We start from the raw sequence: 25,649 nt of genomic DNA, 5'->3' as shown, positions 1-25,649 counted from the left end.
AGGCGTAGGGTGAAAACTGAAAAAATCTATAGTGCAGGCATTGATATTGGAACAAGCACCACAAAAATGGTTGTCAGTCGTTTTCTATTAAAAAATGTGGCAGGCGTTACACATGTACCAAGAATTGAAATTATTGAGAAAACAGTGTTACATCAAAGTCCTATTATTAAAACACCATTTCTCAATAAAGACATGATTGATATGAAAAAAATTGAGGAATTTATTTTTCAGCAATATCAATTGGCACAAATTGCACCAACGGATATTTCAACAGGAGCCATTATTATTACAGGTGAATCTGCCACAAAGGAAAATGCACGGGAGGTTGTTCATACGATTGCAGATGGCGCTGGTCATTTTTTAGTTGCTACCGCGGGTCCTGATTTGGAGGGCATTATTGCTGCAAAAGGTGCAGGTACATTACAGCAATCAAAAAACTCTGCCAAGGTAATTGCCAATATTGATATTGGCGGGGGCACTGCCAATATTGCAGTAATGCAGTTTGGCGAAGTCATTGGCACTTGTACCTTACATGTTGGTGGCAGATTGATTGAGTTTCAGGATGGCAAAATTCAATCAATCTCTCTACCGCTCCTGCGATTGATGGAAAAATGGCCCCAGCCATTAGTTGTTGGTGATGCAGCAGATGATGCGCGAGTGTCACAATGTGTGGAAGAAATGGTTAAGATACTTTCCATGATTTTACATGGTCAATGTCAGGATGAAGGACATCCATTATTGCTAGGGCATTTACCAAATTGGTATAAACCAGTAGATGCCATCGTCTTTTCTGGTGGTGTAGCTTCCTGCATTTATGAACATGACTGCACACAGCGTCAATATGATGATATTGGTGAGAAATTAGCGAAGATGCTGCTACAGCATGAACAGCTCCAATCATTTTTATGGTTACAGCCAAAGGAAACAGCACGTGCCACAGTGACAGGTGCTGGCACACAAACAACTGACATTAGCGGAGCAACGATTCAGGTGGATGCCGACGTCTTACCACTAAAAAATGTACCTGTCTTTAACTGTCATATGGATGCATCAATAGACTTTCACACGACAGTGAAGACAGCCGTAGAGCGGGCAGATGATTTATTTGCCATACAGGATAATCGTTCACCATTTGCCCTTTATTTTAGTGAATTGCCGTATTTAAGCTTTCAGGATGTCCATGCATTGTGTCAGGCGATTTTGCAACATTTAGCAACAAAATGCGCCAAGGACATACCAATTATCATAGTCATTCAATCAGATTATGCAAAAATTATTGGCCAAACGATACAGGCAATTGATCCTACAGTACCAATACTGTGCATCGATCAAATTAAAGTGGATACAGGCGATTATATCGACATTGGCGAGGTTCTGCCATCTGGCGTTGTACCTGTTGTTGTTAAAACACTTGCCTTCCACTCAAAGTAAGGAGGATGAATGTGAATCTATCGGTGATATTTGGTGGAGAAAAATATAATTTTCAATCATTAAAAGATGTTATGGCGAAGGCCAATGAAGAAAAATCAGGTGATCAGTTAGCAGGTATTGCGGCTGAATCCGTGCAGCAACGCATTGCCGCAAAGGCTGTGCTCAGTGAGCTATTAGTAAAAGATATTCGAGAAAATCCATTAGTGCCACAGGAAAATGATGAGGTTTCACGCATTATTGAAGGTGATGTGAATGAGCAAATCTATGGCGAAATTAAAAACTGGAGCATTGAGCAGCTACGTGAATATATTTTATCAAATGACACAGGCGATCGTGAGCTAAAGCGTTTAAGCAAAGGCATGAATTCCGAAATGATTGCGGCTGTCACAAAGCTGATGTCCAATTTAGACCTTGTTCATGCTGCCAATAAAGTAGAAATTTTATCAACTTGTAATAGTACGATTGGGCAAAAGGGGACATTGTCTTCAAGGCTCCAACCAAATCATCCAACAGACAATATTGATGGCATTATTGCTTCATTAAAGGAAGGGCTATCCTATGGTATTGGTGATGCTGTTATTGGTATTAATCCTGTAGATGATTCTGTTGAAAGTGTTAAAAAGGTGTTGACTGCGACAAAGGAGTTTATCAATGAATGGTCGATTCCTACGCAAAACTGTGTATTGGCACATATTACAACACAGATGAAGGCGATTAAGCAGGGCGCGCCCGCAGATATGATTTTCCAAAGTATTGCTGGCACAGAAATTGCGAACCGTTCGTTCGGTATTTCTGCGGATTTAATTCGTGAAGCAGAGGAGCTTATTAAAAAGCAGGGGACAGGAACGGGTCCAAATCTATTTTATTTTGAAACAGGGCAAGGCTCAGAGCTATCAGCAGAGGCTCATATGGGCATTGACCAAGTAACATTGGAATCGCGTAATTATGGCTTTGCTAGACATTTCAATCCTTATATTGTCAATACAGTTGTTGGCTTTATCGGCCCAGAGTATTTGTACAACAATAAACAAGTGATTCGTGCAGGTCTTGAAGATCATTTTATGGGTAAGATGCACGGCATTCCTATGGGGGTAGATATTTGTTATACCAACCATATTAAGGCAGATCAAAATGATATTGAGGATTTAAGCGTGCTACTCACAGCAGCAGGCGTCAATTTTATTATTGCAGCACCAATGGGTGATGATATTATGCTGAACTATCAATCAATGAGCTTCCATGATGTGGCTACATTACTCCAAACATTTGGTAAAAAACCAGCACCGGCATTTTTAGCTTGGCTAGAGAAAATGGGCATTTATGAAAATGGGCAACTATCCGCAAGAGCTGGTGATTTATCCATTTTTGAAAGGTAGGTGAGTCGAGTGAATGAGCAACTAGTATCGATGATTACACAGCTTGTTATGGAGAAAATGGCGCAAAGTGCAGATAGTCAAACAGCTAAAGCAACGACGACTTCAACAGCACAGCCACTTATTCAATTTTATGATAAGCCAGCGAACTCGCAGCACAGTATAACAGAGCCTGAAGCAGTAGCATCCGAACCATTAATTAAGCTATACCAGCATGAGCAGGTTCATACAGCATCTACATCACTTGAACAGCCATTACCAGAAGCTGCACCAGCGCAGCCGTTTCAATTTGACACTGCGCCATTGAATGATAGTGTGCAGGCAGCTCAAACATATACACCAGCGCGAATTGGTGTAGGTAGGGCAGGAACACGACCAAAAACAAAAACATGGTTAAAATTCCGACTCGATCATGCAGCAGCAGTGGATGCTGTATATGGTGAAGTATCAGAGGAGCTACTACAAAAGCTGAATGTTTTTCAAGTAACAACAAAAGTGACAGATAAAGAGGAATATATTACAAGACCTGATTTAGGTCGTCGTTTATCGGATGAAGCAAAAGCATTGATTCAGCAAAAATGTAAACAGCAGCCAACTGTACAAATTATTATTTCCAATGGCTTAAGTGCCAGTGCCATTGAAGAAAATGTACAAGACGTTTACTTAGCCCTTCAGCAGAGCTTAAACAACTTAAATATTAATATGGGGACAACCTTCTATATTGATAAAGGTCGTGTTGCCTTAATGGATGAAATTGGCGAGATATTACAGCCAGATGTCGTTGTTTATTTAATTGGTGAGCGTCCTGGTCTTGTATCAGCTGAATCCATGAGCGCGTACTTATGCTATAAGCCAAGAATTGGCACGGTGGAGGCAGAGCGCATGGTTATTTCTAATATCCATAAAGGTGGTATTCCGCCATTAGAGGCTGGCGCTTATCTTGGAACAGTCGTACAAAAAATCTTGCATTATCAGGCAAGTGGTGTAGAGCTTGTCGCAAAAGAAGGTTAGGGGGCTAATAAGATGAATCCTCAAAAAATAATGGCACAAATTTTAGCGATGCAAACCATTCCAAGGGTCAATAGTGAATTAGCGCAGCAGCTAGATTTAAAGCCATCGCACCATAGTATTGGGCTTGTGACACTCACCATTGATGATGTTGCCTATGTGGCATTAGACGAAGCAACGAAAAAAGCAGATGTGGATGTTGTCTATGCGAAAAGCTTCTATGCTGGAGCAGCACATGCATCTGGCCCATTATCAGGCGAGGTAATTGGCATTATTGCTGGCAGTTCACCAGATGAGATTCGTAGTGGACTAGACGCCATTCAGCAAAAAATTCAATTTGATACGTACTTTGAAGCCATTAATAATAATGACAATCATGCATTGTTTGCACATACAGTAGCTAGCTGTGGTACGTATCTTGCTGAGGTGGCAAATGTCAAAGTGGGCACGCCTCTTGCGTATTTAATCGCACCCCCACTAGAGGCAGTTGTTGGCTTAGATGTAGCATTAAAGGCGGCAGATGTAGAGCTCAAGGTGTTCTTTGGCCCTCCATCAGAAACCAATTTTGGTGGCGGTTTACTAAGCGGCAGTCAATCGTCCTGCGAGGCTGCGGCGAATGCCTTTAGAGAAGCCATTGAACAAATAGCAAGAAACCCAGTGATATAGAAAGGAGGCGGCTTTATGGCCACATTAGATCAAGATTTATTAGCCATACAGGAAATGAGAGATGCCGTGAAGCAGGCGAATACAGCACAAGCTGCCTATATGCAGTTTTCACAGCAACAAGTAGATAGCATTGTAAAGGCAGTGGCAGATGCGGCATTTAAGGAAGCAGATCGTTTAGCTAAAATGGCTGTACAAGAAACAGGAATGGGTGTCCCCAATCATAAAAAAATAAAAAATGAAGTAGCTTCACGAGATGTCTTTGAAGATATTAAAGATTTAAAGACAGTTGGTATTGTTGGCTATGACCGCATGAAAAAAGTAGCGGAAATTGCGAGTCCCTTTGGCGTGATTGCAGGTATTGTACCAACGACAAACCCAACGTCTACAGCTATTTTTAAAACATTAATTTCATTAAAAACAAGAAATGCGCTTATTATTAGCCCGCACCCATATGCGGTGAAATGTACAAAGGAGGCTTTGGATATTTGCCGAGTAGCTGCAGAACAAGCAGGTGCACCAGAAGGCTTACTACACTGTTTAACAATGTCATCGATGGAAGCAACGCAGCAGCTAATGAAGCATCCTGATGTGCATTTAATTTTAGCAACTGGTGGTGGTGCACTTGTTAAAGCGGCCTATAGCTCAGGCAAGCCAGCTTACGGTGTAGGCCCAGGGAATGTCCCCGCTTATATTGAAAAATCGGCTACTATTCAAAAGGCTGTGCGCCAGCTTGTGCAAAGTAAATCATTTGATAATGGGACAATTTGCGCAACAGAGCAGTCCATTATTGTCGATAAAGCGATTGCTGAGGTCGTGCTAACAGAATTAAAGAATAATCATGCCTATATTTTAAATGCTGAGGAAAAAGCGAAAATGGAGCAGTTGATTTCGCCAGTTCCAGGGAGAGTAAATCCTAAAATTGTTGGTAAATCTGCCGTTAGCCTAGCACAATCAGCCGGCATTCCAGTACCAGCAGATACCAAAGTGCTTGTTGGTTTAGAAACAATGATTGGTAAAAATATACCGTTTTCACTTGAAAAGCTATCACCAATCTTTGCGCTTTATATAGTAGAAAATAGTACAGAAGCCAAGCAAGTCATGATTGACCTGTTAAATATTGGTGGACGTGGACATACATGCTCCATCCATACAGAAAATGCGGCATTAGCAGAACAATTCTCTGTTGAATTACCTGTATCTCGCATTGTGGTCAATACATTATCATCCATCGGTGCAGTGGGCGGTACAACTGGCTTAGCACCGTCCTTTACATTAGGCTGTGGTACATTTGGCGGCAATATTACGTCGGACAATATTACAGCAAGACATTTAATCAATATGAAACGTATGGCGTATGGCATTAAAGATGTTGATGTGCCAAAGCCAGACGTTGAAGTGCAGTCAGTCGTAGAGTCGGTTGTATCACAGGAGCCTGCTCTCGATACAGCAGTGGTGCAACAAATTGTTGACCAAGTATTAAAACAAATCACATTACAAAATAAATAATTTGGAGGAATGACAAATGAGTACAGCATTAGGAATGGTAGAAACAAAAGGTTTAGTAGGAGCAATTGAAGCAGCAGATGCAATGGTAAAGGCAGCAAGCGTTAATTTAGTAGGCAAAGTACATGTAGGTGGCGGTATTGTAACAGTTCTTGTACGGGGTGATGTAGGTGCAGTGAAAGCAGCAACAGATGCAGGTGCAGCAGCAGCACAACGTGTAGGAGAGCTATTATCTGTTCATGTAATTCCACGTCCACATCATGAATTAGAAATGATTTTACCAAAAGTAGAAGCGTAATGAATCAGTAGGGAGAGCTGATTCGATGATAGATCAGCTCTCGATCTATGAAACAATCAACTAGATATAGAGGTGGCTTGTGTGACAACAGCAATTAAAACATTTCCCGTTGCCATTTCGGCTCGTCATATCCATCTAAGTGAAGAGGATTTACAAGCACTTTTTGGCCCCAATGCAACACTTACAAAGGATTTCGACTTATCACAGCCAGGGCAATTTGCTGCCAAAGAGCGCGTTTCGATTGAAGGGCCTAAAGGCATTATTCACAATGTTCGTGTATTAGGTCCTGTAAGAGCAGCAACGCAGGTGGAGGTTAGCCGAACAGATGCGATGAAGCTAGGCATTTATCCGCCATTAAGACAATCTGGCGATATTGACAACTCTGCTGGTATTAAGCTGCTTTATGGAGAGCGTGAATTAGTGATTCCGCAGGGTGTGATTATTGCACAGGCACATATCCATATGACAGAGGAAGATGCGCAAGCATTAGCAGTACACAATAATGAAGTTGTAGCAGTGGAAGTTGTCAGCGAACGGCCTGTGACATTCCGTGGTGTCGTTGTACGTGTTTCCAACGATTTTAGCTTGGAAATGCATATTGATACAGATGAAGCGAATGCAGGCTTTATTGAACAGCAGGCACAAGGAAAATTAGTGAAAGCATCATTGTAAGGAGGAGGTAAGATGCAGGAACATTTAGTGCAAAAAATTGTGGAAGAAGTGCTACAGCAAGTATTAAAAAATCAATCTGCCCCTCCACATAACGGTAAAATTCCAATTGGTGTATCCGCTCGCCATGTTCATCTTGCACAGGCAGAGGTGGAGCAGCTATTTGGGAAGGGCTACGAGCTAACACCAAAGTTTGAGCTTTCCCAGCCAGGACAGTTTGCTGCGGAGGAAACCGTTGTTATTGCTGGACCAAAGGGGTCGATTGAACGTGTGCGTATTTTAGGTCCAGCCCGTTCGCTATCACAAGTGGAAGTAAGCTGGACAGATGCCATGAAATTAGGATTAAAGCCGCCATTAAGAATTTCAGGTGATATTCAAGGCTCTAGTCCTGTGACATTAATTGGTCCTAAGGGCAGTGTTGTTTTACAGGAAGGGCTGATTATTGCACAGGCACATATTCATATGTCACCAGCAGATAGTACGAGCTTTAATGTGGTCGATGGACAATCTGTACAGATCAAGGTAGCAGGAGTACGTCCACTTATTTTATCGAATGTGGTTATTCGTGTATCTGAGCGTTATCGTTTAGAAATGCATATTGATACAGATGAAGCGAATGCCGGCTTGATTCAACAAGGTACACTCGCTGAAATTGTTCACCATCAAGTGCATGAACAACCTATAGCTGTGAATGCACAGCCTTCAGTTGTTCAGCAAGTAGAGCAGCCATCTGTCTATTACTATGATAAAAAGCTGCTTTCACAACTAGACTTATTAGCAATAGAGGCACAGGAAATTGTTGTGCCAAAAAAAACCATTGTCACAGCACTGGCTTATGATAAATTACGAGAGTTAAATAAAACATTAACGGTTCGTTCAGAGTAAACAGACAAGCTGTGTAGCGTAAAGAGGGTGACGTTCATGCAAATGGGAAGAGTGATAGGCAGTGTATGGGCAACTCGCAAGGAGGAAGGGCTGAATGGTTTAAAATTATTAATCATTCAACCAATTGACGCCAATCAACAGCCGATTCGCACAGAAATGGTTGCAGCAGATCGTATAGGAGCAGGGATTGGCGATGATGTGCTTGTAACAAGCGGTGGATCATCACGCTATATTATGAAAGATAATCCGCTCCCGATTGATGCAGTTGTGATTGGTATTATTGATTCTACAGAAGTGATGCGAGGTGAGGATAATGAGTAGCGCAATGGGCATGATTGAAACCAAAGGATTGATCGGTTCTTATGAGGCAGCCGATGCGATGATTAAGGCAGCCGATGTCACAGTTGTGAAGCAGGAATTTGTGGATGGTGGCATTGTGACAGTGGTTGTCACAGGCGATGTTGGCTCTGTTCAAGCTGCGGTAGAAGCTGGTAAAGCCGCTGCCACAAGAGTCGGCGAATTATTGGGTGCACACGTAATTCCACGACCTGATGAAGATGTCTTCAAAATGGTGAAAGGACCAGAAGCGCCAAAGAAAAAGCCTGTATCAGCGCGTGCTAAAAAAGCAACAGAAACAACAGCAGCAACGGATAATCGAGGTGAGGCATAATGGCTTTTCGTAAAAGTAAAATTGCTGTAATTGGAGCAGGTCATACAGGCTCCACATTGAGTTTATTTTTAGCACAAAAGGAATTAGGTGATGTTGTGCTTGTCGATATTCCAGAGGCGGAAAATCCAACAAAAGGGAAGGCTTTGGACTTACTACAAACAGGCCCTATTGAAAAGTTTAATGTATCCATTAAAGGAACAAGCAGCTATGAGGATATTGCAGGTGCAGATATTGTTGTTATTACAGCAGGGCTACCTCGTAAACCGGGCATGAGTCGTGATGATTTAGTGACAACCAATGCTAAAATTATACAACAAGTATCAAGACAAATTAAACACTATGCACCAAATAGCATTGTCGTTGTGTTAAGCAACCCTGTTGATGCCATGACATATGTATGCTACAAAGAAACAGGCTTTGCGAAACATCGCATTATTGGTCAATCGGGTGTCTTAGATACAGCGCGTTTTAACACATTTGTTGCACAGGAGTTGCAAATTGCACCAGAGGATGTCTCAGGCTTTGTATTAGGCGGACATGGTGATGAAATGGTGCCATTAATTCGTTATTCCTATGCAGGTGGCATTCCATTAGAAAAATTGATTCCCCAAGATCGACTACAACAAATCGTTGAACGTACACGTAAAGGTGGTGGCGAAATTGTTGGTTTGCTAGGAAATGGTAGCGCCTATTATGCACCAGCGGCAGCGTGTGCACAAATGGTAGAAATCATTGTTAAAGATCAACGAAAAATTATCCCCTCTATTGCCCTATTAGAAGGAGAGTATGGCTACAACGATCTGTTTTTAGGTGTACCAACCATTTTAGGTGGCAATGGTATCGAATCTGTGATTGAATTACATTTAACACAAGAAGAACAAGCAGCACTTCAGCATTCTGCGGAGGCTGTACAGCAGGTCATTGCTATTTGCCAAAATATTGAATAGAGTAAACAGACTCTGTTCTTTGATAGAAAGAAAGTCTCCCCAACTTTCTTTCCATTGAAAGTGTATTGTAGCTCTTAAAAAATGTTTGATTGGAAACCGAACATGACTTGAAAGCTAGTTAACATCCCCCCAATAATATATAAAGCTCTCATTTGTGAGAGGATAGACTGTAGCAAGCTCAAAAGTTTGCTACAGTTTTTTTATTGTACATTCACAACCATTCATTCGCATTGAAGCGGATGAACTAACATATCCACTACATATTATGATTCGCCATGAGATTAAACGTGACCTGTTCAATGGGGATTTATAGGTGAAAGATTTACCACAAGCATGGAATGATAAATATGGGGAATATTTAGGAATTCGTCCTGCGTCTGTTGCTCAGGGTGTGCTACAAGATATGCATTGGTCAGGGGGCATGTTTGGCTATTTCCCATCCTATGCGCTTGGGATGATTTATGCAGCTCAGTGGAAGCATGCGATGGATCAAGATATTCCGAACTTTAATGAGCTATTAGCCAAGGGGGAGCTATTGCCTATTCGACAATGGCTCACAGATCATGTGCATCAGTACGGTGCATTGAAAAAGCCATTTGAATGGCTAAAAGAAGTGACAGGTGAGGGCTTAAATGCAGTATATTTAGCCAACTATTTACAAGATAAATATTCAAGACTTTATCAACTATAAAACAAAAGCGATTTCTCGTAGATGAGAAATCGCTTTATATTTACCACAATTGATAGCCCTTTGAGCCTGCTGGTGAATTTGAAATAATATCGATAATTGGCACTGTATAAGCAAATAAAATTAATGCTGCTAAAATAACAAGCCATACTTTAAAGTTTTCAAGCATTGCTGGTGTTGGACCGCTATGCTCATGGACATCACCTACAGGGAACTCTTCTTCACCTTTAGGGGCAAACCAAGCTAATTGCACTACGATATATATAATCACCAGGATGGCAATAAAGAGAATCGTTCCGCCAACAGCCTGTGCAATTTGATAGGGAATCCAATCATAGGCTTGCTGAGCACCGCCATATTCTGAGTAATCAGAACGTCGAGGTGCGCCAATTAGACCTGCTATATGCATCGCAGAGGACATAATTGTCATCCCAACAGCCCATAAAATACCTGAGAAATTACTAAGGCTATTTAAAGATTTTGTTAGTGTGCGACCTGTTAGATGTGGAATTAACCAGAACGCTGCACCAAAATACGTTAAGACAACAGCCGTTGCAATTGTTAAATGAAAGTGACCTGTTACCCAAATGGTATTATGAATTAATTGGTTCATTTGATAGGATGCATTGACAATCCCACCTGCACCTCCAGGAATAAAAGCAACCATACCGATAAATGGAACGAAGAAGCGTGTATCTTTCCATGGTAATTTTTTAAACCAACCAAATAGTCCTTTACCACCTAGCTCACGTCCACGTAATTCAAACATCGCAAACATAGAGAAGGCTGTCATTAAGGATGGGACGATTACCGCAAATGTTAAAACAACCTGTATAAATTTCCAAGTGCCATCAATACCAGGCTCTGTTAGCTGATGGTGAATCCCAACAGGAATCGAGAAGATTAAGAAGAGCATAAAGGAAAGTCTTGCTAGTGAATCAGAGAAAATTTTCCCGCCAATGACCTTTGGAATAATCGTATACCAAACCATATAGGCTGGTAGTAACCAGAAATACACAAGTGCATGACCGAAATACCAGAATAGTGTACGCGATAGAGCAACATCCACGCGCTCAATTAAACCCAATGACCATGGAAGCAACTGGAATAATACAGAAGCTGCTACACCAAGCGTTGCTGCAAACCACATCAAATTATTAACAACCACCATAAATGATAATAATGGGCTGTGTTGACCACTACCTTTATGCTCTTTGCGCCACTGGGCATAGCGTAAAATTTGACCTGCGCCGCCAACCCAAGAACCAACCACGACTAGAGTCAGGCCTAAGTAAAAAATCCAGTGTGCCTGTAGTGGCGCATAAAATGTATAAAGAACCGTTGCTTTATTTAATAAAACCATTGTGGCAGCTGCCGCTGTACCAATTGTCATTAACCAAAAACCGATCCAACCAAGCTTGCGTTGGCCATCTGTAAATGTTCCTGACGTGCGGCTGACACTAGCAATTTGGAAGCCATAAATAAAGAATGTAGTTAAAATAAGACCGAGTAGTACACCATGTACTGTTAAAACTTGATAATAGCCAATGCCTGCTGGTAATGTAAATTGACCAGAACGCACAAATACTTGTAATAATCCTGCAAGACCACCTAATAACAATGCGATAAATGCTACATAAATATGTGCCATAGCTAATTTCGCATCTCGACGATCTACCTTTGTCAATGAATTAGTGTGACTCATTTGGGTCCACCACCTTTAGCATAGAGTGCATCATCGTATGTCCTGTACCACAGTATTCATTACATACGATTAAAAACTCACCGACTTTATTGACTTCTGTTACATATTCTGAAATATAGCCAGGCTCAAGCATCATATTAATATTTGTGCCCGCCACCTGGAAACCGTGCATAACGTCCTCACTCGTTGCAATAAACTTTACCTTTGCGCCAAGCGGTACTTCTATTTCCATAGGGGTGTAGCTGAATGCAGCAGCAATCACAACTACTTCATAATCCCAATCTTTACCTTCGACTTTATGAACACCAGGATTATCGAAAGGTGCTGTCTCTTTTACTTTCTCATAATCTAGTGTTTTTTTACCATTATTCGGATGGGAGCCTTGGTGAAATGCTCCAACGCCGAGAATGATAAGGAATGCTACTAAGGTAGCGACTCCGAACACAAGCCAATACTTCTCATACTTATGTATGTGCATATGTTTCTGTCCCTTCTTCGTAGATTAAAACCGTCCAATGAATAAATCGAAGCAGTATACCCAAAGTAAAATAATGATGATCCCGATTCCAAAAACTGCATAGAGTGAACCTTTTAAATTCTCATCTGACTTCTTTTTATTTGCCATTTTTGCTCCTCCTACGCTCTTATTGTGATATTGCTTATTGACATCATATAAAAAACCATCCCATTTCGATGTGAAAAAAATCACACATCTAAGCAAATAATGTGAAAAAAGTGTGAAAAATTAACAACATAAAAAAGAAGCCATCTCAAAAATCTTTGAGATGACTTCAGGGCTGTTCCCCTTTTCTGCAAATATCTGGCTTGTTTCATACATAACCATGCAATAGCTTAGTTGGAATTAGCTTTACTCTTCTTCCTCAATTGTTAATAGAACTGTTAGAGCACCGATACTTGGAATTGACACAGGAATAGCGAATGCCTTTTCAAAGCCATATAATTTTGTGTTGCCGACCATGACAGTTGGCGGTGTAATATCAATTTCTAAGTTTTCTTGTCCAACAGCTGTACATAAATTTCCTGCAATCATATTGCCAAATTCGCCTGTAAAGGACTCTAGCATTTCGCCTTCTAGTGGCATTCCGAACATGATATTGCCAATCCCGCAAAATACTTCAGGAGAGGAATCAATGATGACACGGCCTTTTAAATCGCCAATTAAGCCAATTAATACACCCATTTGCTGCTGTTGAAAGGGTTCAGAAATAATGCTAGGTGACTTTACTTCGATATCCATAGGAAGAATCGATTTTAAAGCATGGATTGTCCCATTTAAAATAGTTTGAAAGTACTTCGAATTACTCATCATTACCGCATCCTTTTTCCGACTTTTCTACATCTTACCATGTAAAAAGGGTAAGATGAAAGTATGTCTTGACGAATTAACATGAAATTTATAAGATAATAGTGAGAATGATTTTCAAATTCATTATATATACATACAAAAGAATGCATTTTAATAGGAAAAGGGGCGATTAGCAATGACATTCGTATTGATTGGTGCGGCTGTAGCCATTTATATTGGGGTTGGGAAATACGTGGTAAAACAGGCAACTGCACATTTAAAATAAAGCTTTGAAAGACATAGTCCAAATACGGGCTATGTCTTTTTATATGGTAGCTAAGAATATTTTTAAAGTTGAACATTGCTGCCATTTATGTAGCTAAGTATATTGTATTTATAAACAAACATATCCACATGTATGATTTTTGTGGAGGTTTGTTGAGAAAAATAAAATTGAAAAAATTGAAAATGGCATAATGGTGAAAATAGCGGCGTTTCTCAATGATTTTACAGCCATCCACATCATGCAAAATCCTCTTTTAAGCTTTTTAACCTTTTTTGAAGCGGTACGATGAGTCGAAAGGCAATTGGGCAACGGCTGCCATTTTCCATTAACACGTAGCGGCTTTTAAAATTGAACTCCTTCACATTTTTTAAATGAATGATAAAGCTTTTATGGCAGCGGAAAAAATGGTCATCTAAATAGGCTAAATCCTTTAAAGCGCCATAAAAGGAATAGTGTCCATTGCGTTCATATAATTCAAGCTTATGGGGCTGGGAGGAAGTTTCAAAATAATAAATATCCTCTAATGCAATATTTTTTACCTTTTCGCCCATTTTCACCTGAAACCATTTTGTTGAGGCGGTAGTACCAAGCTGTGTATATTTAGTTAGCGCAGCCTGCAATGCCTCCACTACATCATGCTGCATTTGTGCAGGAGTAGCTTTCACGATAAAATCAAGTGCTGCTACTTTATATGTAAAGGTTAATTGTAAATAGTTGGAATAGCTGGTTATAAAAATAATATGGGCTAATGGGTCTTGGTCGCGTATTGCCTTGGCTATATCTAAGCCATTAATGGCATTACCTAGCTCAATATCTAGTATATAGCAGTCAATGGCTGTGGTGGCGATTTGTGCCAATAAATCAGCTGGCTGCTGTGTACAGAATACAATATCAATGCTAGGTGCCTGAAACAGCGCATAGTTTTGAATGGCTTCTATTATCAATTGTTGGTGAAATGGATCATCTTCACAGATCGCTACTCGCATGTTTTCTTGTCCTTTCGATACGTACCTCCTGCACAAACCACTCCTCCTCCATATAGGTATTGAGCGTTATGTTAGGGTAACGATGTAATAATTGCTTTATATTGTACAAGCCAAAGCCTCTTTTGTCCCCCTTGCTAGAGTAATTTTCTTGAAATAACTTTTCAATATCAGCATAACGCTCCTTTGTTGTATTGCGTATAATGATTAGCTGCTCATTTGTCTGGATGGACAATAGAGCAAGCTGTAGGTGTGGCTGTTGATGGTGAACCGTGGCTTCAATGGCATTGTCCATTAAAATGCCCACTAGCTTTACTAAATCAATGGATTCAATAAAGGAAGATTGGATAGGTTCAGGTATTTCAATATGGACAGCAATCGACTGAGTATGTGCTTGTAATAATTTGGCGCTTACAATGCCCTTTAATTCGAAAAGTTGAAGCTGCTCAAGCTGCTTCAAGCTTGCAATATATGGCTGCTGCTCTTGTGGTGCTATTTTTTCAAAATACTTTTTCAAGCCATAGAGATTATCCTTATCAAGAAACCCTCGAATGGATAATAATATATTGGCATAGTCATGCTGTACTTTTTGAATTTCACGATTAACATTTTCGAGCTGCCCCATATAGGTATATAAATCCTGCTGTGCAAGTGTCTGCTGCTGTGCCAATTGCTCCTTTTGAACGGCTTGTAGCAGCAGCCAGATCGTCAGAAAGAGAAATAGAAAATAACAGGCAAGCATCATAAGCTTTGACCAAGATGCTGCAACGATATCACTATGCATGGGAAGGAATACGATTAGATAAAAAACAATAATCGTCACAGTCGACAGAATTACAAGCAGTAACTCCACTTTTATTGGCAATGTTACTTGATGAAATGTTTTTTCAACAAATATTTTATAGAGCCAAAGAGCTAGCGTAAATAACACGATAATAAGCAAAATATGTAGAGAAGCTGCTAGCTGTAGCCTTTCAACTACAAATAAAGACATATATTCTATTAAAATAACTATGATTAATAGGCTGGCACTATGTAAAAAGGCAGTGCTTTTTTTGGTCATTCTATAAAAGAAGCCACCGTTTAGTAGCACGCTGCCTAACAGTGCGAGCCAAGGCAATGCTGAAAAATTGAGCGCTATCCATCCAAGGAAAGCATTGAGTATCAGGCAAACCATTAGCCTTTGAATGGTTGGACGGATATTGCATATATAAAATAATGAGCCAAAGAGCATCAAAAAATTAATGAAGCTAATCATGGAAAAGACCAATGCTATACCTCCTCTCTAGCTTTTATTATACTGTAATCAAACGTTGTGGAGTGATATTCGCACGTTTAGGATAAAGATCAGCTTTTTTCGACTGTCATTTTTATAATAAATACGAATATAAGGATGATCGAAAAGAGGGAAATGTATGGAATCTTATTTATGGCTAAGTCGCACAGCGTTATTACTTGCTTTTGTTCTTTTATTGATCGCTATTATTCCATTTGGTTTAGCGATTAAATCAAAAAAGCATAAAAGTGCTCAAATAGCGCTAATATTAACAGGGGTAGCCTTTGGTTTACAGCTTATTTATTTTATTGCTCGCTGGAAGGCTGTGGGTTATGCACCTGTCAGTAATATGTATGAGTTTATGACTTTTTTTAGCATAATGCTAATTGGGGCATTTTTACTTATGAGCACTTTATATAAGCAGTGGAGCATTGGCTTTTTTGCGATTCCCATTGCGTTATTACTGTTAGGCTATGGCAGTGTGTTTTCGAGTGAAGCCAAGCCACTTGTGCCTAGTCTGCAAAGTCATTGGCTAGCTGTCCATGTAATAACAGTGGCTGCCTCCAGTGCTATTTTATCGGTGTCATTTGTTACAAGTATGATGTATTTATTGCAAAGATTGGATGTAACAAAACGCACACGTAGCACAAAAAGTATGGAGTTTGTCCTTTGGAATTTAGTTGTGGTTTGTGGATTTGTGCTCGTATCCAGCTATTTTCATCTTACTTTTAGTCCAAAAACCGTAGCCTTTACAGCACAGGATGGCATAGCGGTCGAGGCTATCTATACAATGCCTATTCTTGTAGCAAATGATGTAAATGCAGGCTTTCTTGCGATACCGACGAATATTGATGCAAGGAAGTTCAATACAATTATATGGTCATATGGGGCAGGGACTCTATTATACATAGTGCTTCGTTTCGTATGGCGTAAACCACTTTATGTATTATTAAAGCCATTTACATTATCCATTCAGCCAAAATTATTAGATGAAATCTCCTATCGTGCTATTTTAATTGGCTACCCATTATTTTCACTAGGCGGCCTATTTTTTGCCATGATTTGGGCGCAAATTGCATGGGGAAGATATTGGGGATGGGACCCAAAGGAAGTATGGGCATTGATAACATGGCTATTTTATGCGGCCTTATTACATCTACGCCTTTCAAAGGGTTGGGGGGGAGAGCGCACAGCATGGCTAGCCATTATCGGCTTTGGCATTATTTTATTTAATCAAATATTTGTGAACTTAGTGATTGCAGGGCTTCATTCATACGCGTAATACAAACCGTTTGTTGTTAAATTAGTGTTATACATTGCAAGTCGAATCATGTAGAATACTAAATATGAATAATGAATAAAAAAGGGGTTACTATTCGTATGAAAGATTTTGAACAGCAATTGGAAGGGCTATTAAAGCAAGCCTCATTGCAATACATAATATATCAGCATAATGGTGATACAGAGCGCATGGATAAAACATCACTTTTTGCTCGAAAAATTCAGCAAAAAGAGTATGTGATTGGCTTTGCAGGCCATTTCTCTGCAGGGAAGTCAAGTATGATTAATGCGCTGTCTGGTGAAAATCTACTAGCATCTAGTCCAATTCCAACAAGTGCGAACATCGTAAAAGTTCATAAATCAGAGGAAGACTATGCAATTGTTTATATGCACAATGAAAAGCCCGTAAAATTTGAGGCTGGCTATGATTTTAAAACAGTAAAAGAGCTAAGTAAAAATGGGGATTTAGTGTCACAGATTGAGATTGGACACAGTGCCTCTACACTACCACTAGGTGTTACTGTAATGGATACGCCAGGGGTAGACTCCACAGATGATGCACATCGCATGTCAACGGAATCAGCATTACATATTGCCGATATCGTATTTTATACAATGGACTACAACCATGTGCAGTCGGAATTAAATTTCCAATTCACAAAGCAATTAATGAAATATAATCCAAATGTTTATTTAATTGTCAATATGATTGATAAGCATAAGGATAATGAATTGAGCTTCGAAGAATTTAAAGCAACTGTTCATCAGTCCTTTGCAGCATGGGGTGTTGTACCGAAGGGTGTTTTCTTTACATCATTAAGAGAGCCAGAGCATCCACATAATGATTTTGAGGCAGTAAAGAAAATCGTGATGGACAGTATGAATGACTGGCAGGAGCAGCTTGTGCAAACAGCTACGAATACATTGCGTTTATTGCAAAGCGAGCATGACAATTATTTAATGGAAGAAAGACAGGATCGTTTAGCAATTGATGAAGAAATTTTAAGTGCGGATGACTGGGCACACCATCAAGATATATTAGAGCAATACAATAAATTAAATCGTCAGGTTGAATTATTTTCAGTAGAAGCTTGGAACGAAACGTTTGAGGAGCAACGTAAGGATTTGCTCGCGAATGCTGCAATTATGCCAGCTGATTTACGCGATCACTTACGCCTTTATTTAGAAAGCATGCAGGAAGGCTTTAAAGTTGGAGGGCTCTTTACTGCAAAGAAAAAAACAGAGGAAGAGCGAAACAGACGTAAAGAAAATGCGTATAGTGCCTATCAAAATGTGGTCCATGCACAAATCACGGGGCATTTAAAAGGTCTTATGAAAAAGGCATTGAAGGACGTTGGTGCATTAAATGAGGAACGTGCCGCTGCCATTGATGCCCATACATTTGATTTACCATTTTCGTTGATTGAGCAACAGGTGCAAATAGGTGCAATATTAACAGGTGATGCCGTATTAAACTTTGCGAATCGTGTGGCAGAAGCAACAAAGCGCTACTTTATTCAGGAAACAGATCGTTGGAAAAATGAGCAGGCAACAACCCTTGAGACAGTAGCAACGGAAACTGCCGCACCATCCAAGTTAAAAATGGCAGCGATGCAAGCGAAGGTGGACGCAATTCATGCTGTGCTGGAAATCGAAGCCTATCAGCAATATAGTGCAAGCATTATGCATCAAGCGAGCAATGAAGTTCGTCAAATTGCTAATCAACAGCTTGTAACGTGGGAAAATACCTTTAAGCAAGATTTAGCGGATATTCGTTTATTTGATGAATCCATGCTGAAGCCAAAGGAAGAAGCTGTGCAGCAAGAAGAGGTACAGCAGGCAGTCAGCGCAACGACTCTACCAATCGATGGGGTCATTAATCGTGCACGCCATACAGCCAATGCGGTTAAAGAGGTGCAAGGCTTTGCCGAAGTTGCTCAATACCTTGAAAATAAAGTGGAACGTTTACAGAAAAAGGATTTTACGATTGCTTTGTTTGGTGCATTTAGTGCTGGGAAATCATCCTTCTCGAATGCTTTAATGGGCGCGAAGGTGTTACCTGTATCACCAAACCCAACAACTGCGGCCATCAATAAAATTCGTCCAGTTACACCTGAACACCCACATGAAACAGCGGATGTACAGCTTAAAACTGCGGAACAAATGCTAGAGGATATTCAAGGCTCCTATGCGGCGATTGGTTTGTCTGTATCGACATTGGAGGAAGCCTATAATCGTGCGGATGAAGGGCTTGCAGTTCAGCTAACGGACGAACGTTTAAATATTCATAAGTCATTTATTCGTGCCTATAAAGAAGGCTATCCAACCTTTAAGTCTGAGTTTGGTTCTATCCTTCGCGTAGACCGTGAAGAGTTTGAAAAATTTGTTGCACAAGAAAATAAATCATGCTTTGTTGACAATATCGACTTCTATTATGATAGTCCATTAACACGTATGGGCGTGACTCTTGTTGACACACCAGGAGCAGATTCTATTAATGCTCGCCATACAGGTGTAGCCTTTGAATATATTCGTAATGCTGATGCCATCCTATTTATTACGTACTATAACCATGCCTTTGCTAAAACTGACCGCGAGTTTTTAATTCAACTCGGTCGTGTAAAGGATGCATTTGAGCTTGACAAAATGTTCTTTATTGTCAATGCGATTGATTTGGCAACAACGGATGAAGAACAAGAAGATGTAAAAGGCTATGTACGCTCAGAGTTACAACGCTTTGGCATTCGCTTCCCACGATTGTATGGGGTATCCAGTCTTTTAGCGTTAAAAGAAAAGGTAGAAGGTGCCGATTTAACATCTGGTATGCCATCGTTTGAAGAAGATTTCCACACATTCTTAAACGATGAATTAAGTGCCTTGGCTGTCCAGGCACTTGCAGAGGAAGTCGATAAAACCGAGCAACGTCTAGCTGATTTAATTGCACAAACAGAGGATAACTTAAAGCGTAAGGATGAACGCTTAGAGGAATTAACAGCACTTGAACAACATATTCAATCGAAGTTCAGTGTACTGAATACGAGCATGTTAGAGAGTGAAACAAAACAAGAGCTTGATGAGCTACTCTATTATGTTCTTCAACGTGTTTATTATCGTTACCCTGAGTTCTTTAAGGAAGGCTACAACCCTTCGACATTTGCTGCCATGCCGGCACAGCAAGCGTTGGAGCATGCATTGAAAGAAGTAATGCAAAGCTTACGTTTTGATTTTACACAGGAAATGCGTGTCACAAACTTCCGCTTATCGCAATTTATTAGCAAAAAAATGCAGCAGCGCTTTAAGGATGAAGTACGTGAGCTAAAAGAACTAAACCGTAGCTTCTCATTTTTAGCCTTTGAATCGTCTGAGCCAAATTTACTTGATTTTGAAGGTCCGTTTACAGATATTTCAAAATACACAAATGTCAAATCGCACTTCCGTAATCAAAAAGCATTCTTTGAGAAAAATGAGAAAGTAAAATTAAGTGAGGCACTTGAAGCATTAACAAAACCGGATGCCCAAGAGTATTTAGATGCACAAAAGGTTGCACTCATGACATGGGCCATTACCTTTATTGCAGAGGAAGCAGAACATTTACGTCAATATATTTATCATCAAGCACTTGAACAAATTGACACAGAAAGACAGGCACTGCAAGAAGAAAGCCGTTTAGCTTCTTGGAAAGCCATTTATGCACAACTACAATACGCATGAGGTGATTCATTTGGGAAAAGTATTCAAATCAGTGGATGATATTCAACTTGATGGTGTCCGTTTTATCGATGCCCGTTATGATTTACAAAATAAAGAGGCAGGCAGAAAAGCGTTTGAAGAAGGACATGCAACAGGAGCCATTTATCTTGATTTAGAGCAACAGCTATCAGATATGGATAGTAAGGATGGACGTCATCCAATGCCAAGCAAGGAAAAGTTAACCTCTGTCTTTCAGGAGCTAGGCTTACGCTATGAGGATCAAATTGTTGTGTATGACCAAGGCGCTGCGCCGTTTGCCCCGCGTGCATGGTGGATGCTCACCTATGCTGGCTTTCCAAATGTGGTAATTGTTAATGGAGGTGTACCAGCATTAGAGGCCAAACTCCCTTTTACCAAGGATATTATTAAATATCCACCAACAAAGATTGACTTTGTATGGCGAGATGAGCTGTACGCGCCAAGACAAGCTGTTAAAGCCATTGTGGATGGCGAGGTACAAGCAACTTTACTTGATGCCCGTGCAGCTGAACGTTATCGCGGCGAAGTGGAGCCGTTGGACAAGGTAGCAGGGCATATTCCAACAGCGCAAAACTTCGATTGGGAGCAATTAAAGGTAGATGGACAATTAAAGGCCAACGATGCCTTGCGTCAAAAAGTTGCACGCGATGAGCATATCGTTGTCTATTGTGGTAGCGGTGTGACAGCCTCCCCTTTATATGCTGTGTTAGCAGATGAAGGCTATGAAAATATCCAATTATATGTAGGCAGCTTTAGTGATTGGATTACAGAATATGAAGTAGAATAAAAAAACGCTCACAGCCGTGAGCGTTTTTTTTATGAGAGGAGGCAGTGGCAGATAGCATCTTAAATGTGACGGATAGAACTGTCAGAGTGATGACTAGCCCCTGAAATTCACAGGATAGCATATAATAAAAGCTCTAATAGCAAGCCTTAGTAAGGGAAGCAGTGGATAGGACCTCAAATGTGACGGATAGACCTGCCAGAGTAATGGATAGCACCCCAAATTCGCAGGATAGCTTACGATAAAGGCTTTAGCATCAATTCGAAAAGTGGATAGAACTCCCAATTTGTATGATAAAATAGTAATGAGCACTAGAATAGGAGGGAACTATGGGTGATTTCAAACAGATGGTAGCGATTGGCATAATTATGCTGTTACTGCTTGGCAATAGTATAGTGTATTTTTATCATCAATTAGCACAGCCAATAACAGTGCCACTTATTCAAGATTTTTATCGTAGCAATGATAGCCATCATTTTAAAATTCATTATATAACAAATAAAAGTGACCCACGTTTAGTGACCCATTTAGAGGCAGGTCCTCTTATTTTACCAGAGGAAACAAACGGTACAGGAAATATAATAGAAGAAAAAGCGCATCAATTAGTACGGGTAGCATTTTTCAGTGGTGACCATCAGGAAATAGCAACTTTACTGCACAACAAGCAGGTATATTTAGTGCTAAATGATGGAGAACGGCTAGCAGCAACATTGCATTTAGCGTGGGAGGAGCCTAGTCAACAAAGTGATTATTTCTTGGCATCATCTGGAAGTAATAATGGTGATACCGCTGTAACCTATAAAGTAGCACAAGATACAAGTATTCACACAGTCCATATACCTGCCTGCTTAAAATCTCATGTTAACTTTGAACATGTAGAGGTCAATGGTGTGCGATATAAGGAAGAAAATTTTCCGATTTCTATGAAAAAGGGGCAAACGATGAAGATATCATTTCAAATTAATGAATCAGGAGCAGATGTTGCTGCAACGGTAAGTGTTAGGGGTTCAGATGAAGTATGGCCTGTATCGGTAATTCGAGATGCACCCTTTCAACTAGAAAGCATACAAAAGGAGTTGCAAAAGGATGATTGTTATAGATGATAGGCATCATCAATTACAGTTTTTGAAATGGTTATGGATTGTGCTAGGCTGCAAACTTGTGTTGTTGAATATGATACCCTTTGCTTATTGTCTGCAACAATTGATATTTTACGGTGCCTGCATAAAAATTTTCACGTATTGTCAGAGAAAAACATGGATGAAATATTTGCTTATTGGTGATATGGCCTTAATGATTATGTATCTATTGCCAATGACCACATTGACAAGTACATGGTATTTTGTGATAAGCCTGTTGCTGGAATTATTGATCATCATTGAATTAAGTAAAACGGTGGCAGAGATTGAAAAGCGTTATTATGTACAAGCTTCGACACCACACATTATGAAAAGCTATCAATGGGTTGTGCTAGTAGTAGCAGCGAGCTGGACATTTCTGATGAATAGTGACAACTCTTTTGTCTATCTTTTGATTCTAGTAGGAGGTATTTTACTATTTGCGGTGAATATCCGTTTACTTCTTCATATACGAGGTGTAAGGAAATATATAAGATCAGCTACACATGTTAAGGTTTCCTGAAAATGACTCATGATTCATTTTATGCTACACTTTTGTAAAAGGGGGAACATGGATGTTTAAACGTGAAACAAGCATAAAGGTAGAGCAACATCGCAATGTCCAATGTGCGCATGGAAAAATAGCCGTTCAAGGCTTTGGGATGGGTGTATATAGTTTTTTTGTGGATGGCTTATTAATTGATACAGGCTCTGCTTCCTTAGCGCAGGAATTTCAGCCATTTTTTAATGATTTACCAATTGAACAAATTGCATTAACCCATTCTCATGAAGATCATACGGGCAATGCTGCTTGGCTACAACAACAAAGGGATGTGCCTATTTATCTGCACCAAGAGTCAATCGAGAGCTGTGCAAAGGATGGGGTATATCCAATGTATCGTCAGGCATTATGGGGAGAGCGCCCAGGGTTTGTAGCACAATCCTTTGGCTCAACATTACAGACAAAAATGGCTGTATGGGACATTATTGAAACACCTGGTCATACAACCGATCACCTAGCTTTCTATAATCGTGAGACAGGCATGATGTTTACAGGCGATTTATATATTCAAACAAAAACAAAGGTTGTCTTGGATGAAGAAAATATTGTTCATACTTTAGCATCTTTGAAAAAATTATTAAACTATGATTTTCAGGAAGTTTATTGCTGTCATGCGGGTTATTTGGCAGATGGACGCAATCGAATAGATGAAAAAATTACGTATATTGAGGAAATGGAGGATAAGGTACGTCAGCTTTTTGAGCGTGGCTATTCTGTAGAGGAAATTACTAAAAGTATCTTTCCACGTGATTATCCTATAACACAAGTATCTGAGGAGCAATGGTCCTCCAAACATATGGTTACCGCTTTTATCAATCACTTTACACAAGAGTCCTTCCGATAGGGGCTCTTTTTTTTGTTAGCGTAGAAATAGGAATCACAGTTGCGTGCTATAACAAAAAACTTTGTGAAAAAATGTGAATAAATTGTGTCAAACTCAGTCACCACAATGGATACGCTTACATAAGTTTGTGAAAAATTTCTCAATTACATAAGAAAAATACTATGTGAAAAGCTGAACAGTTTAAATGGCTGTAATTGTACATTCACTTCGCATCATCCATTGGTATTTATTACTTTAAAATAATTGATTGTGAAAAACATAACTTGACAAAAAAATGTATTTAAGCTTGTGAAATCTTATGTTTTTAAAAGAAAAGAATAAATTTTCAGAATATTTGTTGACTATATTTTCACAAAGTATTATGATTCTGAAATATAATCACAATTCAAAAGGGAAAAGGATGGGATCGAATGGACGTAATGAAAAAGGCTATTGAAATGCATGCACACTATAATGGAAAATTAGAGGTGAATTCAAAGGTTCCTGTAAAGGATTCTTATGATCTTAGTCTTGCTTATTCACCTGGGGTAGCAGCACCATGTGTAGAAATTGAAAGAAATCCGTCACTTGTCTATGACTATACGATGAAGGGCAATATGGTGGCAGTTGTTTCGGATGGAACAGCGGTGTTAGGTTTAGGCGATATTGGGCCAAAAGCGGCATTACCAGTAATGGAAGGAAAGGCGATTTTATTAAAGCGTTTTGCCAATGTTGATGCTTTTCCAATTTGCTTAGATACAAAAAATCCGGATGAAATCGTCAGCATTGTGAAGGCGCTTGCTCCAACATTTGGTGCTGTCAACTTAGAAGATATTTCAGCACCAAGATGTTTTGAAATTGAAGATCGCCTGCGTCAGGAATGTGATATTCCTGTGTTCCATGACGATCAGCATGGCACAGCGATTGTTGTAGGGGCAGGAATGATTAATGCCAATCGTATTGTGAAAAAGGATGTAGCAACGATGAAGATTGTTATTAATGGTGCTGGTGCTGCAGGTATTGCCATTTTACGTATCCTTGTGCAAATGGGCTATAAAAATATTTTTATGTGCGATACAAAAGGCGTTATTTATGAGGGGCGTCCAGAGGGCATGAATCCAATTAAAGAAACGGTTGCCCATTTAACAAATCCAGAAAAAATCCAGGGTACGTTGGATGATGTACTTGTGGGGGCAGATGTCTTTATTGGTGTATCTGTTGCTAATCTATTAACAGAGGCTCATATTGCGTCTATGAATAACGATCCGATCGTGTTCGCTTTAGCTAATCCAAACCCTGAAATCACCTATGATAATGCGAGAAAATGGGGCGTGCGTGTGATGGGCACAGGTCGTTCAGATTATCCAAATCAAATTAATAATGTGCTAGCATTCCCAGGTATTTTCCGTGGTGCATTAGATGTGCGTGCAACAGATATTAATGAGGCAATGAAAATTGCTGCGGTAGAGGCTATTGCATCGCTTGTAAGTGACGAGGAATTAACAGAGGAATATATCGTACCAAAATCTTTAGATGAACGTGTAGTAGAAATTGTTTCACGTGCTGTCAGTGGTGCGGCTGTTGAATCGGGTGTATCAGAGCTATTCCAACAAAATATCGCATTATCGGTATAAGAAAAAATCTCCCCCTCTCATTCT

24 protein-coding genes and 1 pseudogene are annotated in these 25,649 nt (G+C 39.9%); 19 read left to right on the top strand and 6 right to left on the bottom strand.

From position 1 onward, the window contains the following. Positions 1-9: 9 nt before the first annotated feature. The 12 genes and pseudogenes from ADM90_RS16680 to ADM90_RS16625 form a co-directional block, all read left to right on the top strand. Positions 10-1,431: an ethanolamine ammonia-lyase reactivating factor EutA gene (locus ADM90_RS16680; protein ID WP_053996059.1), complete on the top strand. Its 1,422-nt coding sequence runs from the start codon at positions 10-12 to the stop codon at positions 1,429-1,431. Between the two features lie 5 nt (positions 1,432-1,436). Next, entirely contained in the window at positions 1,437-2,807 is a 1,371-nt protein-coding gene (locus tag ADM90_RS16675) for an ethanolamine ammonia-lyase subunit EutB (protein ID WP_053996058.1), read from the top strand. Positions 2,808-2,816: 9 nt separating this feature from the next. Then, entirely contained in the window at positions 2,817-3,815 is a 999-nt protein-coding gene (eutC, locus tag ADM90_RS16670) for an ethanolamine ammonia-lyase subunit EutC (protein WP_053996057.1), read from the top strand. A 12-nt stretch (positions 3,816-3,827) separates the two neighbouring features. Next, the gene (gene eutL, locus ADM90_RS16665; RefSeq protein ID WP_053996056.1) at positions 3,828-4,478 is read left to right on the top strand and encodes an ethanolamine utilization microcompartment protein EutL; all 651 of its coding nucleotides are present in this window, start codon (positions 3,828-3,830) and stop codon (positions 4,476-4,478) included. A gap of 15 nt (positions 4,479-4,493) precedes the next feature. After that, positions 4,494-5,984, top strand: coding sequence for an aldehyde dehydrogenase family protein (locus tag ADM90_RS16660; RefSeq protein ID WP_053996055.1), 1,491 nt, complete (start codon positions 4,494-4,496; stop codon positions 5,982-5,984). 16 nt (positions 5,985-6,000) lie between these two features. After that, positions 6,001-6,279: a BMC domain-containing protein gene (locus tag ADM90_RS16655; protein ID WP_053996054.1), complete on the top strand. Its 279-nt coding sequence runs from the start codon at positions 6,001-6,003 to the stop codon at positions 6,277-6,279. Positions 6,280-6,360: 81 nt separating this feature from the next. Continuing rightward, positions 6,361-6,951 carry a phosphate propanoyltransferase gene (locus ADM90_RS16650; RefSeq protein WP_053996053.1) on the top strand — a complete coding sequence of 197 codons (591 nt, stop codon included), beginning with the start codon at positions 6,361-6,363 and terminating at the stop codon, positions 6,949-6,951. A gap of 12 nt (positions 6,952-6,963) precedes the next feature. After that, entirely contained in the window at positions 6,964-7,833 is an 870-nt protein-coding gene (locus ADM90_RS16645; RefSeq protein ID WP_053996052.1) for a phosphate propanoyltransferase, read from the top strand. 36 nt (positions 7,834-7,869) lie between these two features. Continuing rightward, entirely contained in the window at positions 7,870-8,154 is a 285-nt protein-coding gene (locus ADM90_RS16640) for a EutN/CcmL family microcompartment protein (protein ID WP_053996051.1), read from the top strand. Then, entirely contained in the window at positions 8,147-8,503 is a 357-nt protein-coding gene (locus tag ADM90_RS16635; protein WP_053996050.1) for a BMC domain-containing protein, read from the top strand. Before ADM90_RS16640 ends, ADM90_RS16635 begins: the two co-directional genes overlap by 8 nt. Then, positions 8,503-9,450, top strand: coding sequence for a malate dehydrogenase (mdh, locus tag ADM90_RS16630; RefSeq protein WP_053996049.1), 948 nt, complete (start codon positions 8,503-8,505; stop codon positions 9,448-9,450). Before ADM90_RS16635 ends, mdh begins: the two co-directional genes overlap by 1 nt. 202 nt (positions 9,451-9,652) lie before the next feature. After that, positions 9,653-10,141: pseudogene (locus ADM90_RS16625) on the top strand (carboxypeptidase M32); the annotation flags it as partial. Positions 10,142-10,181: 40 nt separating this feature from the next. On the opposite strand, the gene ADM90_RS16620 reads toward ADM90_RS16625, so the two are convergent. From ADM90_RS16620 to ADM90_RS16600, 6 genes are all read right to left on the bottom strand, one after another. Next, a complete protein-coding gene (locus tag ADM90_RS16620) occupies positions 10,182-11,843 on the bottom strand; it encodes a b(o/a)3-type cytochrome-c oxidase subunit 1 (protein ID WP_053996047.1) in 1,662 nt (553 codons plus the stop codon). After that, the gene (locus ADM90_RS16615; RefSeq protein WP_053996046.1) at positions 11,830-12,321 is read right to left on the bottom strand and encodes a cupredoxin domain-containing protein; all 492 of its coding nucleotides are present in this window, start codon (positions 12,319-12,321) and stop codon (positions 11,830-11,832) included. The genes ADM90_RS16620 and ADM90_RS16615 overlap by 14 nt, the downstream gene beginning before the upstream one ends. A gap of 24 nt (positions 12,322-12,345) precedes the next feature. Next, positions 12,346-12,468: a hypothetical protein gene (locus ADM90_RS25390; RefSeq protein ID WP_268766642.1), complete on the bottom strand. Its 123-nt coding sequence runs from the start codon at positions 12,466-12,468 to the stop codon at positions 12,346-12,348. A 243-nt stretch (positions 12,469-12,711) separates the two neighbouring features. Continuing rightward, the gene (locus ADM90_RS16610; protein ID WP_053996045.1) at positions 12,712-13,170 is read right to left on the bottom strand and encodes a chemotaxis protein CheX; all 459 of its coding nucleotides are present in this window, start codon (positions 13,168-13,170) and stop codon (positions 12,712-12,714) included. A 501-nt stretch (positions 13,171-13,671) separates the two neighbouring features. After that, positions 13,672-14,421 carry a LytR/AlgR family response regulator transcription factor gene (locus tag ADM90_RS16605; RefSeq protein ID WP_053996044.1) on the bottom strand — a complete coding sequence of 250 codons (750 nt, stop codon included), beginning with the start codon at positions 14,419-14,421 and terminating at the stop codon, positions 13,672-13,674. Continuing rightward, positions 14,402-15,688, bottom strand: a complete 1,287-nt coding sequence (locus tag ADM90_RS16600) for a sensor histidine kinase (RefSeq protein ID WP_053996043.1) — start codon at positions 15,686-15,688, stop codon at positions 14,402-14,404. Before ADM90_RS16600 ends, ADM90_RS16605 begins: the two co-directional genes overlap by 20 nt. A 145-nt stretch (positions 15,689-15,833) precedes the next feature. On the opposite strand from ADM90_RS16600, the gene ccsB reads away from it, so the two are divergent. From ccsB to ADM90_RS16565, 7 genes are all read left to right on the top strand, one after another. Beyond that, positions 15,834-16,976, top strand: coding sequence for a c-type cytochrome biogenesis protein CcsB (gene ccsB, locus ADM90_RS16595; protein WP_053996042.1), 1,143 nt, complete (start codon positions 15,834-15,836; stop codon positions 16,974-16,976). A 98-nt stretch (positions 16,977-17,074) separates the two neighbouring features. Next, positions 17,075-20,686 (top strand): dynamin family protein, encoded by a 3,612-nt coding sequence (locus ADM90_RS16590; RefSeq protein ID WP_053996041.1) that lies wholly within the window; start codon positions 17,075-17,077, stop codon positions 20,684-20,686. Positions 20,687-20,696: 10 nt separating this feature from the next. Continuing rightward, positions 20,697-21,491, top strand: coding sequence for a sulfurtransferase (locus ADM90_RS16585; RefSeq protein WP_053996040.1), 795 nt, complete (start codon positions 20,697-20,699; stop codon positions 21,489-21,491). 326 nt (positions 21,492-21,817) lie between these two features. Beyond that, positions 21,818-22,591, top strand: a complete 774-nt coding sequence (locus ADM90_RS16580) for a hypothetical protein (RefSeq protein WP_053996039.1) — start codon at positions 21,818-21,820, stop codon at positions 22,589-22,591. Continuing rightward, positions 22,575-23,129, top strand: a complete 555-nt coding sequence (locus ADM90_RS16575; RefSeq protein WP_053996038.1) for a hypothetical protein — start codon at positions 22,575-22,577, stop codon at positions 23,127-23,129. The genes ADM90_RS16580 and ADM90_RS16575 overlap by 17 nt, the downstream gene beginning before the upstream one ends. Before the next feature lie 52 nt (positions 23,130-23,181). Next, positions 23,182-24,012 (top strand): MBL fold metallo-hydrolase, encoded by an 831-nt coding sequence (locus ADM90_RS16570; RefSeq protein WP_053996037.1) that lies wholly within the window; start codon positions 23,182-23,184, stop codon positions 24,010-24,012. 410 nt (positions 24,013-24,422) lie between these two features. Further along, complete coding sequence (locus ADM90_RS16565; protein ID WP_053996036.1) at positions 24,423-25,625, top strand: NAD(P)-dependent malic enzyme; 1,203 nt, start codon at positions 24,423-24,425, stop codon at positions 25,623-25,625. The last annotated feature ends 24 nt before the right edge of the window (positions 25,626-25,649 follow it).

It is taken from the genome of Lysinibacillus macroides (assembly GCF_001281525.1).
Taxonomy (GTDB): domain Bacteria; phylum Bacillota; class Bacilli; order Bacillales_A; family Planococcaceae; genus Lysinibacillus; species Lysinibacillus macroides.
The sequence above is the reverse complement of the archived record's forward strand: the minus strand, read 5'-3'. Positions and strand labels throughout refer to the sequence as shown.

Coding starts and splice junctions, on each gene's coding strand:
- ADM90_RS16675 (WP_053996058.1), top strand. CDS start 1,437: ATGAATGTGAATCTATCGGTGATATTTGGTGGAGAAAAATATAATTTT.
- eutL (WP_053996056.1), top strand. CDS start 3,828: ATGAATCCTCAAAAAATAATGGCACAAATTTTAGCGATGCAAACCATT.
- ADM90_RS16660 (WP_053996055.1), top strand. CDS start 4,494: ATGGCCACATTAGATCAAGATTTATTAGCCATACAGGAAATGAGAGAT.
- ADM90_RS16655 (WP_053996054.1), top strand. CDS start 6,001: ATGAGTACAGCATTAGGAATGGTAGAAACAAAAGGTTTAGTAGGAGCA.
- ADM90_RS16645 (WP_053996052.1), top strand. CDS start 6,964: ATGCAGGAACATTTAGTGCAAAAAATTGTGGAAGAAGTGCTACAGCAA.
- ADM90_RS16640 (WP_053996051.1), top strand. CDS start 7,870: ATGCAAATGGGAAGAGTGATAGGCAGTGTATGGGCAACTCGCAAGGAG.
- ADM90_RS16635 (WP_053996050.1), top strand. CDS start 8,147: ATGAGTAGCGCAATGGGCATGATTGAAACCAAAGGATTGATCGGTTCT.
- mdh (WP_053996049.1), top strand. CDS start 8,503: ATGGCTTTTCGTAAAAGTAAAATTGCTGTAATTGGAGCAGGTCATACA.
- ADM90_RS16620 (WP_053996047.1), bottom strand. CDS start 11,843: ATGAGTCACACTAATTCATTGACAAAGGTAGATCGTCGAGATGCGAAA.
- ADM90_RS16615 (WP_053996046.1), bottom strand. CDS start 12,321: ATGCACATACATAAGTATGAGAAGTATTGGCTTGTGTTCGGAGTCGCT.
- ADM90_RS25390 (WP_268766642.1), bottom strand. CDS start 12,468: ATGGCAAATAAAAAGAAGTCAGATGAGAATTTAAAAGGTTCACTCTAT.
- ADM90_RS16610 (WP_053996045.1), bottom strand. CDS start 13,170: ATGAGTAATTCGAAGTACTTTCAAACTATTTTAAATGGGACAATCCAT.
- ADM90_RS16605 (WP_053996044.1), bottom strand. CDS start 14,421: ATGCGAGTAGCGATCTGTGAAGATGATCCATTTCACCAACAATTGATA.
- ccsB (WP_053996042.1), top strand. CDS start 15,834: ATGGAATCTTATTTATGGCTAAGTCGCACAGCGTTATTACTTGCTTTT.
- ADM90_RS16590 (WP_053996041.1), top strand. CDS start 17,075: ATGAAAGATTTTGAACAGCAATTGGAAGGGCTATTAAAGCAAGCCTCA.
- ADM90_RS16580 (WP_053996039.1), top strand. CDS start 21,818: ATGGGTGATTTCAAACAGATGGTAGCGATTGGCATAATTATGCTGTTA.
- ADM90_RS16575 (WP_053996038.1), top strand. CDS start 22,575: ATGATTGTTATAGATGATAGGCATCATCAATTACAGTTTTTGAAATGG.
- ADM90_RS16570 (WP_053996037.1), top strand. CDS start 23,182: ATGTTTAAACGTGAAACAAGCATAAAGGTAGAGCAACATCGCAATGTC.
- ADM90_RS16565 (WP_053996036.1), top strand. CDS start 24,423: ATGGACGTAATGAAAAAGGCTATTGAAATGCATGCACACTATAATGGA.